The 1,044-nt window shown below is 63.9% G+C and carries 1 protein-coding gene; it reads left to right on the top strand.

Translation table 11 applies throughout. The annotated features are described in order from the left end of the window. Nucleotides 1-283 precede the first annotated feature (283 nt). Nucleotides 284-1,044: VCBS repeat-containing protein (locus tag AB0I67_RS43120; RefSeq protein WP_357936798.1), on the top strand; the 761-nt coding region annotated here is incomplete at its 3' end.

Raw genomic sequence — 1,044 nt, 5'->3', positions numbered from 1 at the left:
ACCGGCGTCAAGATCGGCCAAGGCTGGGGAACCTGGCGGCACGTGTTCTAGACCCCGAGACCACCTCCCACCGCCGCCGGCCACGCGCCGGCGGCAGTTCTCACTCGCATTCCGTGCGTTGCCGAGTTCGGCCTTGCGTGCTGCTTATTCTCCACCGAATAAGCAGCCCAGCAGCGATTTCCTGCAGGCCCGGCGACTGCGGAACCATCAAGAGGATCAGGTAAAGATGCATAAGTTATCGCAGGCACACCTCAAGCGGCCGGTAGTAATGCTGGCAGCCGTCGTGGCGCTGTTCGCGACGATCGCCGCCGCGCCCCCGCCATACCCGCCGGACGAGATCCAGCCTAACGACGTGGGTACCACGTTCGCCTCTCTATCCTGCGTCGCGGGCGGACCGACGCCACAGGACGGCGTCGTCGCTGCCGCCCTCAATGCACAACTGACCGACAAGATGCGTGGCCACATGAACGCCTACAACACCTCGTGTGCGCGTGCGGTGGTGGACGCGGTGCAGGCCCGTGGATTCAATCAACGTGCTGGGGCGATTGCCATATCCACAGTGATCGTCGAGACGAGCATCGCGAACCTGGACGGAGGCGATCTCGATTCCGTCGGTCTCTTCCAGCAGCGGGCGACCTGGGGAAGCTTCGCGGAGCGCACGAATCCGGCTATCGCCACAGGGAAATTCCTCGATGTGATGCAGCAGTTTTACCCCAACGGTTCCTGGAACACCGCCCCCATCGGCGAGGTCGCAGCCGATGTGCAACGCCCTGCGGCTGAGTATCGATACCGCTACGGCGTCGAAGCCAACGACGCCATCAAGATCGTAGCGGCGCTCTGGAAAGGCCGCTCCGGTCAGGTCTCGGATTTCAACGGTGACGGCCGCGCCGATGTGCTCGGTGTGAACAGTGCGGGGGACCTGTACTGGTACCGCAACAACAGCAACGATGTGAGCACCGGCGTCAAGATCGGTCAGGGCTGGGGGACTTGGCGGCACGTGTTCGCCGCCGACTTCAACGGTGACGGCCGCGCCGATGTGCTCGG

Origin of the sequence: Nonomuraea sp. NPDC050310, assembly GCF_040655795.1 — a bacterium.
Taxonomy (GTDB): domain Bacteria; phylum Actinomycetota; class Actinomycetes; order Streptosporangiales; family Streptosporangiaceae; genus Nonomuraea.
Note: the sequence above shows the minus strand (reverse complement) of the source record. Positions and strands in the feature narration are given on the sequence as shown.